We start from the raw sequence: 14,197 nt of genomic DNA, 5'->3' as shown, positions 1-14,197 counted from the left end.
GCCCGGTCAGAACGACCGGGGCATGCCCAGCACGTGTTCGGCAACATAGCTGAGGATCAGGTTGGTCGAAATCGGCGCCACCTGGTACAGCCGCGTTTCGCGGAACTTGCGTTCGATGTCGTACTCCTCGGCAAAGCCGAAGCCGCCATGGCTTTGCAGGCAGGCATTCGCGGCCTCCCACGAGGCATCCGCCGCCAGCATCTTGGCCATGTTCGCCTGCGCGCCGCAGTCTTCATGCGCATCGAACCTGCGGCAGGCTTCGAACCGCATCAGGTTGGCGGCTTCGATGTTGACGTAGGACTTTGCGATCGGGAATTGCACGCCCTGGTTCTGGCCGATCGGACGGCCAAAGACCGTGCGTTCGCCGACGTAGGTCGAGGCCTTTTCGACGAACCAGTAGCCGTCCCCGATGCATTCCGCCGCGATCAGCGTGCGTTCGGCATTCAGCCCGTCCAGAATGTACCGGAAGCCATAGCCTTCTTCGCCGATCAGGTTCTCTTCGGGGATCTCGAGGTTGTCGAAAAAGACCTCGTAGGTCTCGTGACCCACCATGTTGCGGATCGGCTTGATCTCCATCCCGTTGCCGATCGCCTGCTTGAGGTCGACGATGAAGATCGACATGCCAAGCGACTTGCGCTTCACCTCGTCCAGCGGCGTGGTCCGGGCCAGCAGGATCATCAGGTCCGAATGTTCGATCCGGCTGATCCAGACCTTCTGGCCGTTCACCACATAGCGGTCGCCCTGCTTCTTCGCGACGGTCTTGATCTTGGTGGTGTCGGTGCCGGTCGTCGGTTCGGTCACGGCCATGGACTGCAGGCGCAGCGCGCCGCTGGCGATGCCCGGCAGGTACTTGGCCTTCTGGGCGTCCGATCCATGCCGCAGCAGGGTGCCCATGTTGTACATCTGCCCGTGGCAGTGGCCCGCATTGCCACCGCAGCGGTTGATCTCCTCCATCACGATCGAGGCCTCGGTCAGGCCCAGCCCCGCGCCGCCGAACTCTTCCGGGATCATCGCGGCCAGCCAGCCGTCGCGGGTCAGCGCGTCGATGAATTCGGCCGGATAGGTTTCGTTGCGGGCATGGGTGCGGTGATAGTCGCCGGGAAATTCGTTGCATAGCGCGCGCAGGGCGTCGCGCAGTTCGTCATGGTCGGTCGAGGCGCTGGTGGGAAGCATCTGGGGATCCTTTCGAAATGGGGTCAGCGGGTCGCGGTGAATTCTGCGCGCACTGCGTCGGTGTGTTGGCCAAGGGCGGGGACGGGGCCGAAGTCCGGCACGGCGCCATCAACGACGGCACCGGGCGCCAGAAGACGCACCGGGCCGGTCGGCGTGTCGACCTCGACCAGCCGGTTCTGGGGGTGGTTCGCCAGATCCTCCATCGTGCTGACGCGGCCATTGGCGATGCCGACCTCGTGCATCAGCGCCGACAGGTCGTCGCGGGTCATCGCGGCGAAGATGTCGGTGATCAGCGCATCCAGCGCCGTCCGGTTGGCGACGCGATTAGAGTTGCTGTCAAACCGGGGGTCGGTGGCGATCTCGGGGCGGTTCAGCACGCCGTCACAGAATTTCACCCATTCCCGTTCGTTCTGAATAGACAGAAGAACCTCTTTCCCGTCCGATCCGGGGAAGGCGCCGTAGGGCGCGATGGTCGGATGGCTCAGCCCGTTGCGGGCGGGTTCCTTGCCGCCATAGGCGTACTGCAGGTAGGGCACGTTCATCCAGTCCGCCAGCGCGTGGAACAGCGACACCGAGATATGCCGCCCCTTACCAGTCACGCCGCGCCCGATCAGTGCCTGAAGCACCGCCTGATGGGCCGTCATCCCGCAGGCGATGTCGCAGACCGACACGCCGACCCGGGCCGACCCGGCGTCGTTGCCGGTGATCGACGACAGCCCGCTTTCCGCCTGCACCAGAAGGTCATAGGCCTTGAGCCTGGCATAGGGCCCTTCGTCCCCGTAGCCCGAAATCGACACGGTGATCAGCCGCGGATAGGTCTCGCGCAGCTTTTCCATCCCGTAGCCCAGCCGGTCGATGGCACCGGGCGCAAGGTTCTGCACGAAGACATCGGCCGACCCGAGCATTCCGTCCAGAACCGCCCGATCCGCATCCTCCCGCAGGTCCAGGCAGACCGATTCCTTGCCCCGGTTCAGCCAGACGAAATACGCGCTCTCCCCGTGGACGAGGTGGTCGTATTCGCGGGCAAAATCCCCTTCGGCGCGTTCGATCTTGATGACGCGCGCCCCGGCTTCGGCAAGGCGGCCGGTCAGGTAGGGGGCGGCGACGGCCTGTTCGATGGACACGACAAGCAGTCCGCTCAGGTCTCCGGGCATGGGGGGTCCTTTCTGTCTTTGCGGTCTTAGAGCACGAAACGCTGGTCATCGGGAAATACGACATGCCGAAGACGGGTATCGGAAAATCGAATAACAGACGTGGTCTGACCCGCCAGCTATCGTAACCGTCTATGGCGCCTTTCGGGAATGGCTATTGGACGGCTGGCACCCGCCGTGATCTGACCGGGACATCAGGAAAGGCTTCCCATGGACAAGATCGCATTCCCCCTATTTCTGCCCGGCCTGCGGATGGACCGGTTCGACAAGGCCGCAGCTTCGGGTGCGGATGCGGTCATCGTCGATCTGGAAGACGCCGTCGCCCCGGACCAGAAGGCAACCGCCCGCGATCAGGTGGTTGCGGCCCTGAAGGGCACGACCCCGCCGGTGCCGGTCATTCTGCGGATCAACGCGGCCGGGACGGACTGGCACGCGGCCGACCTGAGGGCCTGCGCCGACCTGCCGCTGCTGGCGATCATGCTGCCCAAGGCCGAGGACCCCGTGATCTGCCAGTCCGTGGCCCATGCCACGGGCCTGCCCGTCATCGCGCTGATCGAAACCGCCCTCGGGCTGCACAACGCGGTCGAGGTCGCGAAGGCCAGCGCGCATATCGCCTTCGGGTCGATCGACTATGCCGCCGACCTTGGCATCGCCCACGACAGGCAGGCGCTGGCCCATGCCCGGTCAACGCTTGTGCTGGCCGCGCGGCTGGCAGGGCAGGGGGCGCCCTGGGATGGGGTGACGACAGATCTGAACGGCGAGGCGACGATCGAAGGCGATGCGCAACACGGCCTTGGGATGGGGTTCGGCGGCAAGCTTCTGATCCATCCGGCGCAGATCGTCCCGGCGCGTCGCGGCTTTGCGCCCGGTGACGCAGAACTGGCCTGGGCCCGCCGGGTGATGGAGGCCGCAGCCCAAGGCGGATCGGCGGTCAAGCTGGACGGCGCGATGGTCGACGCCCCGGTCATCAAGCGCGCACAGGCGGTGCTGGCACGGGCGCAATAGGCCCCGCGCGTCGGCCTATTCGGCGGCGCTTTTCAGGCTGGCCATCAGGCTGTGCACGTGTTCCACCTGAATCGCCACATGCGCGCGCAGCGCCTGCATCGCGACATCCGCCTGCCCCTGTTCCAGCGCCTCGACGATGGCTTCGTGTTCGCGCATCGACTGGGCCATACGCCCCCGTAGGCGCAGCTGGTGACGCCGGAAGGGCTTCAGCCGCCGGTGCAAGGCCTGCGCTTCTCCGGCAAGGAAGCTGTTGCCCGACTGCTGGTAGATGATCATGTGGAAGCGTTCGTTTTCCCGATAATAGGCATCGGGATCCTGCGCTTCGATCGCGGCCATGCAGCGCCGGTTCGCGTCATGCAGATCGGCCAGCGCCGCGTCGGTGATCCGCTTTGAGGCCAGCCGACCACAGACACCTTCGATCTCGGCCATGGCTTCGAACAGCTCAAGCAGTTCGACCGGACCGGGTTGCCGGACAAAGGCCCCGCGTCGCGGGATCAGCTCGACAAGACCCGACCGGGACAAGCGTTGCAGGGCCTCGCGCAGAGGGGTGCGCGACACACCGAACTGGTCGGCCAGACGCACTTCGTCAAGCCGGTCGCCATTGGCGAAGGTGCCGTCGAAAATCCGCTCCTCAAGCTCTTCGGCGATCGTATCTGCGCGTCTCTGTTCCATAAACTTTGTATACAGCAGAAGGGTTTTGCTCTCAACAACACAATTCTTGTATACAAAATATTTGACATAAAAAACACGATGTGATGGTCTGACCACATGACCGGGCCTGCCCGGCCATATCTTTGGGAGGAAAAAATGAAAACGTTGCTGAAAACCGCGGTCGCAGTCTGTGCGCTGGCCGCCGCCGGGACGGTTGCGAATGCCACCGAACTGCGCCTGTCACACCAGTGGTCCAACAAGGACGTCCGCCATCAGGTCGCCCAGATCGTCGCCGATGAAGTCGCCGCCGCCGATGTCGATCTCGAGATCAAGATCTTCGGGTCCAAGTCCCTGTTCAAGCCGCGCGAACAGTACAAGCCGCTCAGCCGTGGACAGCTGGACATGACCGTCCTGCCGTTGTCCTACGCCGGTGGCCAGCAGCCCGCCTACAACCTGACCCTGATGCCCGGTCTCGTGAAAAACCACGACCATGCCGCGCGCCTGTCGAATTCCCCCTTCATGGAGAAGCTGGAAGAAAAGATGGCGGCGGACGACGTGATGGTGCTGGTGCACGGCTACCTTGCGGGCGGTTTCGCGGGCAAGGACAAGTGCATCACCTCGCCTTCCGACGTTGACGGTCTTCAGACCCGCGCGGCCGGCAAATCCTTCGAGCAGATGCTGGCCGGTGCCGGCGCCTCCATCGCCTCCATGGCCTCGTCCGAGATCTACAACGCGATGCAGACCGGCGTTCTGCAGGCGGCAAACACCTCGTCCTCGTCCTTCGTGTCCTACCGGATCTACGAACAGGTCGCGTGCTATACCCCGGCCGGCGACGTGGCGCTTTGGTTCATGTACCAGCCGCTGCTGATGAACAAATCCACCTTCGACGGGCTGACCGAAGAGCAGCAGGCAGCGCTTCTGAAAGGCGCCGAAAAGGCCGAGGCCTTCTATCTGGAAGAAGCCAAGAAGCAGGACGCCGAATCCGAGCAGGTGTTCCGCGACGCAGGCGTGGAAATCGCCACGATGAGCGCCGAGGAATTCGAGGAATGGCGCACGCTGGCCAAGGAAACCTCGTACAAGGCCTTCGTAGAAGAGGTCGCGGACGGGCAGGAACTGCTCGACCTTGCACTGTCGGTCGAATGACCTGACCCGGCGGGATGGGCCTGCGCCCGTCCCGCCCTTTCAAATTCCCCAAACTGACAGGAGGCGTCCGTGGCTGGCCACAGTTCCGCCGTTGCGTCCCATACCGGGAACAACCCCTTTCTGCGCATCGTCGCGGGCCTTTCCACCCTGGCCGGATGGTGTTCGGCGGCCATGATCGTCGCGGCCGTCGCGATCACCTGCCAGATGATCATCGTGCGCTTCGTGCTGAACGGATCGACGATCTGGCAGACCGAGGCGGTGATCTACCTGGTGATCGGCGCCACGCTGGTGGGTCTTCCCTACGTGCAGCGCCTGCGCGGCCATGTGAACGTCGACCTGATCCCGCTGTCGCTTGCCCCGCGTGCCCGGTTCTTCATGGCGATCCTGACATCGGTCCTGTCGATCGCCATCGTCGGGGTGATGCTGTTCTATGGCTACGACTACTGGCACTTCGCCTTTGAACGTGGCTGGAAATCCGACACGGTCTGGGGCGTAAGGCTTTGGATTCCTTACCTGTCTATCCCGGTCGGCTTTGGCCTTCTGCTGCTACAGCTGATCGCCGACCTCGTTGCCGTGCTGATCGGCGTCGATAAACCCTTCGGGCTGGAGTAACCGCAATGGATCCGCTTCTTCTCGGTGGCATCGTTGCCATCGCCACCATCCTTGTGCTTTTTTCCGGCGTCTCGGTGGCCATGGGCCTGCTGATCGTATCCGCCGGGTTCCTGATCATCTTCGACGGCCCGCGATCGCTTGAACTCATGCCCGAGATCTTCTTTGGCAAGCTCGACAACTTCGCGCTGCTGTCGATCCCGATGTTCATCATCATGGGCGCCTCGATCGCCTCGACCCGGGCTGGTGCTGACCTCTACGAGGCGCTGGAACGCTGGCTGACACGCATCCCCGGCGGCCTCGTCATCTCGAACCTCGGGGCCTGCGCGCTGTTTGCAGCGATGTCGGGATCCTCGCCCGCGACCTGCGCGGCCATCGGCAAGATGGGCATCCCCGAAATGCGCAAGCGCGGCTATCCCGATGGCGTCGCCGCCGGGTCGATTGCGGCGGGCGGCACCCTCGGGATCCTGATCCCGCCGTCGGTCACCATGATCGTCTACGGCATCGCGACCGAAACCTCGATCGGGCGGCTGTTCCTGGCGGGGGTCATTCCGGGCCTTCTGCTGGTCGGGCTGTTCATGGCCTGGTCGCTTTATTCGACATGGAAATCCGGGGACGCGACGCGCCTTGGGTCGGGCAGCTACACCTGGGCCGAACGGTTCGAGATCCTGCCGCGCGTCCTGCCTTTCCTCGCGATCATCCTGGGCGTTCTTTATGCCATGTACGGCGGCATCGCGACGCCGTCCGAGACGGCGGCGGTCGGTGCGCTGCTCTGCCTGGTGATCGCCATCGTGATCTACAAGCTGTGGCATCCCCGCGCGATCTGGACCGTGCTGCGCGACAGCACCAAGGAATCGGTGATGATCCTGTTCATCATCGCGGCGGCGGGGGTCTTTTCCTACATGCTGTCGTCGCTGTTCATCACCCAGGCCATTGCCGAATGGATCGGCACGCTGGACGTGAACAGGTGGGTTCTGATGGGGGCGGTGAACATCTTCCTGCTGATCGCCGGGTTCTTCCTGCCTCCCGTTGCGGTGATCCTGATGGCGGCACCCATCCTGCTGCCGATCATCACCACCGCCGGGTTCGATCCGATCTGGTTCGCCGTCGTGCTGACCATCAACATGGAAATCGGACTGATCTCGCCTCCGGTCGGGCTGAACCTCTATGTCATCAACGGCATCGCGCCGGACATCTCGCTCAAGACAATCCTGATGGGATCGCTGCCCTTCGTGGCCTGCATGGTGGTGGCGATCATCCTGCTCTGCCTCTTCCCGGGGCTGGCCACCTGGCTGCCGAATGTCGTCATGGGGACCGCGATATGACCATCCTTGCCGATCTTTTGTCGACCGTGTTCGAACGGCGTTATCGCCGCGACACGCCCATGGCCCCGGACGGCCGTCCGCTGACGGAAATGGCGACGGATCTGGTCGGGTCCGACGGGGAAATGACCGGGCTGGCCCTGGCGAAAGAGATCCTGTCGCGCTTCGATGGCTTGCCGGATGACGAGAAGCTGGAGTTCTTCCGGTTCATCGCGACAGCCATGAACATCGACCCCGAGGCCGTTCGGTCCACCCTGGACGACTATGAACGCGCGCCATCCAAGGCCAGCTATCGCGCCTTCGCCGAGGCCGCCGAACCCCGCAGGCAGGAACTGATCCGCCGCCTCAACCGCGTCCCCGGCGCGACCGGGGCATTGGTGAACATGCGGGCGGATCTGCTGAGGCTGGGTGTGAAGGAACCCGAACTGGCCGCGCTGGACCTTGATTTCCGGCATCTCTTTGCCTCGTGGTTCAATCGCGGCTTTCTTGTGCTGCGTCCGATCAACTGGGAAAGCCCGGCGCATATCCTGGAAAAGATCACCCGCTACGAAGCCGTCCACGCCATCGACGACTGGTCCGACCTGCGCCGCAGGCTTGAACCGTCGGACCGGCGATGCTTTGCCTTCTTCCACCCCTCGATGCCCGACGAACCCCTGATCTTTGTCGAGGTCGCGCTGACCAAGGGCATTCCCGGGTCGGTGCAGGCGCTGCTGGCCGAAGATCGCCAGGCCATGCCCGCCGCCGAAGCCGATACGGCCGTTTTTTATTCGATCTCGAACTGCCAGGCGGGGCTTGCCAGCATCTCGTTCGGGAATTCGCTGATCAAGCAGGTGGCAAGTGACCTGTCGGCCGAACTGCCCGGCCTTTCAACCTTCGTCACCCTGTCGCCGATCCCCGCGCTGACCCGCTGGCTTGAGCAGGAGGGCATCGCCCACGACCCGACCGACGCCGAGGCGATGAAGGCGCAGGCCGCGCATTACCTGCTGAACGCGAAGGGGCGCGGCGGCCTGCCGTTCGACCCGGTTGCGCGGTTCCATCTGGGCAACGGCGCCATCGTTCACGCCGTCCACGCCGAGGCCGATACCTCGGACAAGGGACGCGCGCAGTCGGGCGGCACGATGGTCAACTACCTCTATGACCTGCCCCGCGTGGAAGAGACCCACGACAACTTTGCCACCACGCACGAGGTCGTCGCGACACCTGCCGTCAAGACGCTGGCACAGGCGGCCGCACGGCCCGCCGCAGAAGAAAGGTAACCCCATGGCGAACCCCCTTTACGACACGCTTTTCGGTGGCCACCAGGGCAAGACCGCCCCCTTCCTGCATCTGCCCGACGGCGGCACCGTGTCTTACGCCGACTTCCTGGCCATGGGTGCCCGCATCGCCAACGTGATGACCGGGCTGGGCCTTGCCGCAGGCGATCGCGTCGCCGTTCAGGTCGAGAAATCCCCGCAGGCGCTGGCGCTTTACGCCGCCTGCGCGCAGGCCGGTCTGGTGTTCCTGCCTCTCAACACCGCCTACACGGTCGAGGAGCTGCGGTATTTCATCGAAAACAGCGGCGCGTCCCTGATCGTCTGCGACGCCCGCAGCAAGGACGCCCTGTCGCCGATCGCGACGGATCTGGGGGCCCGGATCGAAACGCTGAACGCCGACGGCGGCGGGTCGTTGACCGACCAGGCGCAGACCCAGCCCGCGACCTTCGACACGGTCGACCGGACGGGTGATGATCTTGCGGCCTTTCTTTATACATCCGGCACAACGGGCCGGTCGAAGGGGGCGATGCTGACGCAGGACAACCTGCTGTCGAACGCCCAGACGCTGGTGAAGGAATGGCGGTTCACCTCCCAGGACGTGCTGCTGCATGCCTTGCCGATCTTCCACACGCATGGGCTTTTCGTCGCGACGAACATCACGCTTGCCGCGGGCAGCAGCATGATCTTCCTGCCGAAATTCGACCTCGACGTCATGATCGACCGGATGCGGGACGCCACCGCGATGATGGGTGTGCCCACATTCTACACCCGCCTTCTGGGCGACGACCGCTTTACCCGCGATCTGACGGGGCACATGCGGCTCTTCGTGTCGGGGTCGGCCCCCCTGCTGGCGGAAACCCACGTCCAGTTCGAAGACCGCACCGGCCATCGCATCCTGGAACGCTACGGGATGACCGAAACCAACATGAACACCTCGAACCCCTACGACGGCGAACGGCGGGCCGGGACGGTTGGCTTTCCGCTGCCGGGGGTCGAGCTCAAGATCACCGATCCAGACACCGGGGCCGCGCTGCCACAGGGCGAGATCGGCCAGATCGAGGTGCGCGGTCCGAACGTCTTCAAGGGCTATTGGCAGATGCCCGAGAAGACCGCCGCCGAACTGCGCGCGGACGGGTTCTTCATCACCGGCGATCTGGGGCGCATCGATGCCGATGGCTATGTCCACATCGTCGGGCGCAACAAGGATCTGATCATCTCGGGCGGGTACAACATCTATCCCAAGGAAATCGAACTGGTGCTGGACGACCAGCCCGGCGTGCTGGAAAGCGCGGTGATCGGCGTGCCGCATCCCGATTTCGGCGAAACCGTCCTTGGTGTCCTCGTGGCCGCCCCCGGTGAAACCCCCGACACCGACACCATGATGCAGGCCGTCCGCACCACGCTGGCCCGGTTCAAGCACCCGCGCGATCTGGTGATCGTCGACGAACTGCCCCGCAACACCATGGGCAAGGTGCAGAAGAACATCCTGCGCGACGCCTACAAGGACAGGTTCGCGGGCTGATCCGGGATCTTCGGTTTTAGGGGGGGATCTGGTAGCGGAGGAGGGACTTGAACCCCCGACACGCGGATTATGATTCCGCTGCTCTAACCAACTGAGCTACTCCGCCAGACCGGGGCCGTTTAGGCCAAGCACGAAGACAGGTCAAGCGGGAAAACCCCGGTTTTCCGACAGGATGCCTCCCTTGTCCTTCCGCTGGCCCCGGCGCATGATCCCCCCGCTTGTGAGGAGAGCCAGATGATCGACCAGCTTCGGGCCATAGTCGGCGCCGCCAACGTGCTGACCGGCGCGGATACCGCATCCTATGCCGTTGATATTTCGGGACAGCGTGAAGCCACGCCAATTGCTGTGGTCCGGCCCGCGACCACGCAGGAGGTCTCGGAGGTGGTGAAGCTGGCCAATGCCACGCCTTTCCCGGTGATCCCCGTCGGCGGTCGCACCGGCCTGTGCGGCGGTGCGATCGGAGAGGCGGTGATCCTGTCCTTCGAACGCATGTCGAAGATCCGCGAGATTCGCGCCGAGGCGCAGCTGGCCGTGGTCGAAGCCGGGGCGATCCTGTCGGACATCCACGATGCGGCGGATGCCCGGAACCTTGTCTTCCCTCTCAGCTTCGGGGCCAAGGGGTCGGCCCGTGTCGGCGGGTTCCTGGGCACCAATGCCGGGGGGTCGAACGTCCTGCGCTACGGCAACACCCGGGATCTTGTCCTCGGGATCGAAGCCGTGCTGCCGACCGGAGAGATCGTCGACCTGATGAGCGGCCTGCACAAGAACAACTCGGGCTACGACCTGCGCCACCTGTTGATCGGGTCGGAAGGAACGCTTGGCATCATCACCGCCGCGACGTTGAAACTGCATCCCAAGCCCGGGGCCTATGCCACCGCGATGGTCGGCATGCAGAACCTGTCCGACGCCCTGCCGCTGCTGAATGAAATTCAGCGCGAAACCGGCGGGCAGGTCGAGGCCTTCGAATACATGCCGCAAAGCTACATCGACGATCACGTCGCCCTGAACCCGGCGCACAAGGCCCCCTTCGACGGCCCGCATCCAGTCAACATCCTGATCGAGGTCGGCGCGCTGGCCCCCAAGGATTGCGCTCCCGATGACACCGGCGAGATCCCGATCGTCAGCCACCTTGAGGAAATCCTTGTCCGCTATCTGGAAGACGGTCTGATCGACGACGCCATCGTCGCGCGCACCGAAGCGCAGCGGAAGGACATGTGGGCCCGCCGCGAGGCTGCCGCCGAAATCGCCTATAGCCGGGGTGCGCGCCTGACCAATGACGTCGCCGTGCCGCTGGACAAGGTCGAAACCTTCCTGACCCGCGCCGATGCCGCCCTGCAGGAGGTCGACCCGGGCGCCTCGACCTCTGTGGTGTCGCACCTTGGCGACGGCAACGTGCATTACACCGTCTTCCCGACCACCGGGTCTGATGAGCTCAAGGAGCGGATCATGGAACGGGTCGAGGATATCGTGCTGACCCTGGGCGGATCGTTCAGCGCCGAACACGGGATCGGCACGGCCAAGCTCAGCTCGATGATCCGGCGCAAGGACCCGGCCGCGCTGGCGGCGATGCGCGCGATCAAGGCGGCACTGGATCCGAACGGAATCATGAACCCGGGCAAGCTCGTGCCCGCAGGGGGGGCAAGCTGATGCTGACCAACTTCTCGACGACGCAAGAGACCCGGAAGCGCGTAACAGAGACGCAATCGGGTGTCGTCGCCTCCCAGCACAGCCGCGCGGCCCGGGCGGGGGCCGAGGTGCTGAAGGCCGGGGGTGATGCCATCGACGCGGCCATCGCCACGGCCTTTGTGCTGGGCGTGGTCGAGCCGTGGATGAGCGGCCCGGGCGGCGGCGGCGCCATGGTGATCTGGCGTGAAAAGGAACAGCGTGCCTATGCGCTGAACTTCGGGATGCGGTCTCCGGCGGCGCTGGATGTCGCGGACTATCCGCTGACCGGGCAGGGCCGGGTGTCCGACCTCTTCCCCTGGCCCGCCGTCAAGGACGACCGCAACGTCCACGGCGCCACCGCCATCGCCGTCCCGGGCCATGTCGCCGGGATGGAGGCCGCGCATCAGCGGTTCGCCACCATGCCCTGGGCCGATTTGCTGGAGCCGGCGATCGCCATGGCCAAGGAAGGCCCGCTCGCCGACTGGTATTCCGCGCTGCTGACGACATCCTCGGCCCGGCTGATCGCGCAGGACCCCGACCTGGCAAAGATTTTCCTCGACGAGGGCACCTGGCCCAAGATCGGCGGCTGGACGGCCAGCGGGCAGCAGCACCTCGATTTCTCGGGCATGGCCGCCACGCTGGAGCGGCTGGCATCCCACGGCGCCCGCGATTTCTACGAAGGCGACATTGCCCGCGCGCTGGTGTCGGATGTGCAGGGCAAGGGCGGCAGCCTGTCGTTGCAGGACCTCGCCGATTACCGCGCGGGGGTCTTTGAACCGGTCAGCATCGCCCGTGGCGGCGCGACCGTGTACACAACGCCCGGCCTGACCGCCGGCCCGAACCTTGCCGATTATTTCGACCGTCTGCCCGTCAGTGCGACCCCGGACATGCCCGCCATGGCCGCCGCGCTGAAGGCGGCCTATGACCACCGCCTCGCCACCATGGGCCACGATGGCGAAACCCACACAAGCCCGGGCTGCACCACCCATTTCTCGGTCGTGGACCGCGAGGGCAACATGGTCGCCGTGACGCAGACCCTATTGTCGATATTCGGGTCGCGCGTGCTGTCGCAATCGACCGGCATCCCGATGAACAACGGCATCATGTGGTTCGACCCGGAACCGGGCAAGCCGAACTCCCTCGCTCCCGGGCAGCCCTGCCTGATGAACATCTGCCCGGCGATTGTCAGGGACGAAACCGGCGGGTTTGCCGTCGGGGCGTCTGGCGGGCGCAAGATCCTGGGCGCGGTGGCGCAGCTGTCGACGATGATGACGGACGCGGGCCTGACGCTGGAAGACGCCTTTCACCACCCCCGCATCGACATCGCGGGCGACACGCTGATCGCCGATGCCGCACTACCCCAAGGCACGCTCGACACGCTGGCCGCGCAGCATGACACGCAGGTGCGCCCGAATGCGGTCTATCCCTTTGCCTGGGCCTGTCCATCGGCCGTGCGGCGGGTGAACGGCCGGAATTCCGGCTGTACCGAGGTCATGTCGCCCTGGGCCGATGCGATCAGCGAAGACGACGTCTAGGGCAGGGGATCGGTGCGGTAGAGTTTGACCTTCAGCCCGCCGTGATCCACCGCCCGCCCAGTCGGCAGAAATGGCAGCCCGGTCGCCTTGGCCAGCCCGCCGTCGTCGGTGATGATGCCCACGCGCCAGCCGCTGAAACGGGTCATCAGAACCTCGCCCATGGTACCGTGCAGGGCGAACAGCATCTTGCGATTACCGATCCGCCCGCCATAGGGCGGGTTGATCATGACGAGGCCCGGCGCGCCCTCGGGCGGCATCAGGTCGCTGATCGGCGCGCGGGCAAAGGTGCAGTAGTCGGCCACCCCGGCACGTTCGGCATTCTTCTGGCTGTTGGCCACGGCGCCGTCGTCCCGGTCAAAGCCATAAAACCGCAGATCAGTGTCTGTTTTGGTGTCCCGACGCAGCGCGGCAAAGGCATCCGCATCAAAGCTTGCGAGATCCTCGAAGGCGAACCGCCGCGACCGCCCCGGCTGCATCCCAAGCGCGATTTCCGCCGCCTCGATCGGGAAGGTCCCGGACCCGCACATCGGATCCACCACCGTTTCGGACCCCGTGAACCCGCACTGTCGCAGGAAAAGCGCGGCCAGCGTTTCGCGCATCGGCGCCTTGCCGACCGCCGCCTTGTGCCCGCGCTTGTGCAGCGACTCGCCCGTGGTATCGAGGCTGAAGGTCACCAGGTTGTCCTCGATCCGCACCATCACGCGCAGCTTGGCATCCTTGGTGACCGGCGCGCCCAGTTCCTCGGCGATCGCCGTCGCAACCCGCTGCGCCGCCGCGCGGTCGTGATAGATCTTGGATCCCTTGCAGGTCGCCTCAACGCTGACCGGAACGTCCGGGCGCAGCACGTCGCCCCAGGGAAACTTGCGCGACCGCTTGTCGAGCTGCGCAAGATGCACCGCCGGGAACCCGCCGATCCGCACAAGCACCCGCGTCGCGCCCCGCAGATCCAGGTTGGCCCGCCAGACGTCGGACCAGGTGCCAGAGATCTCGACCCCGCCCGACACAGCCTTGGCACCGGCGAATCCCGCCGCCGCGGCCTCGTCCTTCAGGACAGGCTCAAGCCCGGGGTTGCAGACGAGGAAAATGTCGAAGCTGTCGGTGGTCATGCCGCTGCCTAGCCGGAATCGCGGCCACAGGCGACAGGAAAGCGTCGGAAGGCCCGGCCACG

General features: G+C 65.0%; 12 protein-coding genes and 1 tRNA gene. 8 read left to right on the top strand and 5 right to left on the bottom strand.

What is annotated here, in order from left to right; translation table 11 throughout:
• Positions 1 to 6: 6 nt before the first annotated feature.
• Positions 7 to 1,173: an acyl-CoA dehydrogenase family protein gene (locus tag E4S58_RS08730; RefSeq protein WP_136636031.1), complete on the bottom strand. Its 1,167-nt coding sequence runs from the start codon at positions 1,171 to 1,173 to the stop codon at positions 7 to 9.
• Positions 1,174 to 1,196: 23 nt separating this feature from the next.
• Entirely contained in the window at positions 1,197 to 2,327 is a 1,131-nt protein-coding gene (locus E4S58_RS08725) for a CaiB/BaiF CoA transferase family protein (RefSeq protein WP_136636030.1), read from the bottom strand.
• Between the two features lie 207 nt (positions 2,328 to 2,534).
• Between E4S58_RS08725 and E4S58_RS08720 the strand changes: the two genes are divergently transcribed.
• Complete coding sequence (locus tag E4S58_RS08720) at positions 2,535 to 3,329, top strand: HpcH/HpaI aldolase/citrate lyase family protein (protein ID WP_136636029.1); 795 nt, start codon at positions 2,535 to 2,537, stop codon at positions 3,327 to 3,329.
• A 15-nt stretch (positions 3,330 to 3,344) separates the two neighbouring features.
• On the opposite strand, the gene E4S58_RS08715 is transcribed toward E4S58_RS08720, so the two are convergent.
• Positions 3,345 to 4,001 carry a GntR family transcriptional regulator gene (locus tag E4S58_RS08715; RefSeq protein WP_136636028.1) on the bottom strand — a complete coding sequence of 219 codons (657 nt, stop codon included), beginning with the start codon at positions 3,999 to 4,001 and terminating at the stop codon, positions 3,345 to 3,347.
• Between the two features lie 135 nt (positions 4,002 to 4,136).
• Here E4S58_RS08715 and dctP point away from each other — a divergent pair, with 135 nt between their 5' ends.
• The 5 genes from dctP (at position 4,137) to E4S58_RS08690 (ending at position 9,829) form a co-directional block, all read left to right on the top strand.
• A complete protein-coding gene (gene dctP, locus E4S58_RS08710) occupies positions 4,137 to 5,123 on the top strand; it encodes a TRAP transporter substrate-binding protein DctP (protein WP_136636027.1) in 987 nt (328 codons plus the stop codon).
• A 69-nt stretch (positions 5,124 to 5,192) separates the two neighbouring features.
• Positions 5,193 to 5,735, top strand: a complete 543-nt coding sequence (locus tag E4S58_RS08705) for a TRAP transporter small permease (RefSeq protein ID WP_136636026.1) — start codon at positions 5,193 to 5,195, stop codon at positions 5,733 to 5,735.
• Positions 5,736 to 5,740: 5 nt separating this feature from the next.
• A complete protein-coding gene (locus E4S58_RS08700; RefSeq protein WP_136636025.1) occupies positions 5,741 to 7,057 on the top strand; it encodes a TRAP transporter large permease in 1,317 nt (438 codons plus the stop codon).
• Complete coding sequence (locus E4S58_RS08695) at positions 7,054 to 8,310, top strand: malonyl-CoA decarboxylase (RefSeq protein WP_136636024.1); 1,257 nt, start codon at positions 7,054 to 7,056, stop codon at positions 8,308 to 8,310. The genes E4S58_RS08700 and E4S58_RS08695 overlap by 4 nt, the downstream gene beginning before the upstream one ends.
• Positions 8,311 to 8,314: 4 nt before the next feature.
• Entirely contained in the window at positions 8,315 to 9,829 is a 1,515-nt protein-coding gene (locus E4S58_RS08690; protein WP_136636023.1) for a malonate--CoA ligase, read from the top strand.
• A gap of 29 nt (positions 9,830 to 9,858) precedes the next feature.
• On the opposite strand, the gene E4S58_RS08685 is transcribed toward E4S58_RS08690, so the two are convergent.
• Positions 9,859 to 9,935 (bottom strand) — tRNA-Met (locus tag E4S58_RS08685).
• 128 nt (positions 9,936 to 10,063) lie between these two features.
• Between E4S58_RS08685 and E4S58_RS08680 the strand changes: the two genes are divergently transcribed.
• Entirely contained in the window at positions 10,064 to 11,476 is a 1,413-nt protein-coding gene (locus tag E4S58_RS08680) for an FAD-binding oxidoreductase (protein WP_136636022.1), read from the top strand.
• Positions 11,476 to 13,029, top strand: a complete 1,554-nt coding sequence (locus tag E4S58_RS08675; RefSeq protein WP_136636021.1) for a gamma-glutamyltransferase — start codon at positions 11,476 to 11,478, stop codon at positions 13,027 to 13,029. The genes E4S58_RS08680 and E4S58_RS08675 overlap by 1 nt, the downstream gene beginning before the upstream one ends.
• Here E4S58_RS08675 and E4S58_RS08670 read toward each other — a convergent pair.
• The gene (locus E4S58_RS08670; RefSeq protein WP_136636020.1) at positions 13,026 to 14,135 is read right to left on the bottom strand and encodes a THUMP domain-containing class I SAM-dependent RNA methyltransferase; all 1,110 of its coding nucleotides are present in this window, start codon (positions 14,133 to 14,135) and stop codon (positions 13,026 to 13,028) included. The genes E4S58_RS08675 and E4S58_RS08670 overlap by 4 nt on opposite strands.
• Positions 14,136 to 14,197: the final 62 nt, after the last annotated feature.

The sequence above is a fragment of the Pseudooceanicola onchidii genome (assembly GCF_004959925.1).
Taxonomy (GTDB): domain Bacteria; phylum Pseudomonadota; class Alphaproteobacteria; order Rhodobacterales; family Rhodobacteraceae; genus Pseudooceanicola; species Pseudooceanicola onchidii.
Note: the sequence above shows the minus strand (reverse complement) of the source record. Positions and strands in the feature narration are given on the sequence as shown.

Excerpts from the sequence above, each read along its gene's own strand:
- E4S58_RS08730 (WP_136636031.1), bottom strand. The coding sequence starts at position 1,173 with ATGCTTCCCACCAGCGCCTCGACCGACCATGACGAACTGCGCGACGCC.
- E4S58_RS08725 (WP_136636030.1), bottom strand. The coding sequence starts at position 2,327 with ATGCCCGGAGACCTGAGCGGACTGCTTGTCGTGTCCATCGAACAGGCC.
- E4S58_RS08720 (WP_136636029.1), top strand. The coding sequence starts at position 2,535 with ATGGACAAGATCGCATTCCCCCTATTTCTGCCCGGCCTGCGGATGGAC.
- E4S58_RS08715 (WP_136636028.1), bottom strand. The coding sequence starts at position 4,001 with ATGGAACAGAGACGCGCAGATACGATCGCCGAAGAGCTTGAGGAGCGG.
- dctP (WP_136636027.1), top strand. The coding sequence starts at position 4,137 with ATGAAAACGTTGCTGAAAACCGCGGTCGCAGTCTGTGCGCTGGCCGCC.
- E4S58_RS08700 (WP_136636025.1), top strand. The coding sequence starts at position 5,741 with ATGGATCCGCTTCTTCTCGGTGGCATCGTTGCCATCGCCACCATCCTT.
- E4S58_RS08695 (WP_136636024.1), top strand. The coding sequence starts at position 7,054 with ATGACCATCCTTGCCGATCTTTTGTCGACCGTGTTCGAACGGCGTTAT.
- E4S58_RS08690 (WP_136636023.1), top strand. The coding sequence starts at position 8,315 with ATGGCGAACCCCCTTTACGACACGCTTTTCGGTGGCCACCAGGGCAAG.
- E4S58_RS08680 (WP_136636022.1), top strand. The coding sequence starts at position 10,064 with ATGATCGACCAGCTTCGGGCCATAGTCGGCGCCGCCAACGTGCTGACC.
- E4S58_RS08675 (WP_136636021.1), top strand. The coding sequence starts at position 11,476 with ATGCTGACCAACTTCTCGACGACGCAAGAGACCCGGAAGCGCGTAACA.
- E4S58_RS08670 (WP_136636020.1), bottom strand. The coding sequence starts at position 14,135 with ATGACCACCGACAGCTTCGACATTTTCCTCGTCTGCAACCCCGGGCTT.